1 protein-coding gene is annotated in these 298 nt (G+C 44.6%); it reads left to right on the top strand.

Annotated elements, in window-relative coordinates; genetic code table 11:
• Window positions 1-27 precede the first annotated feature (27 nt).
• The coding region (locus A3761_RS06040) for a type II secretion system protein (RefSeq protein ID WP_156491660.1) at window positions 28-298 on the top strand (271 nt) is incomplete at its 3' end.

Here is a 298-nt window from a genome sequence, read left to right as displayed (position 1 = left end):
CTTTGCCGCTTATAAGGGGAACTTCTAATGTCGCGCCCCTTAAATGACTCTAAAGGATTTACCTTAATCGAGATGATTGTCACGATTGTCGTGATAGGTATTCTAGGTGTAGGAATTGCCGGATTTATCGGTCGAACTACGGAGGGCATGATCGATGCCTCTGAGCGCGGTAAAATATCTGCCATTGCTTGGGTGGTATCAGAGAAGCTAAGTAGAGAACTACGATTAGCTTTACCGAATAGTATTCAAACGCTTAGTGGCGGCTCATGTATTGAGTTTATTCCCACTGTCGCTGCAA

The organism is Oleiphilus sp. HI0123, assembly GCF_001635315.1.
This window is presented reverse-complemented; position numbering and strand designations above follow the sequence as displayed.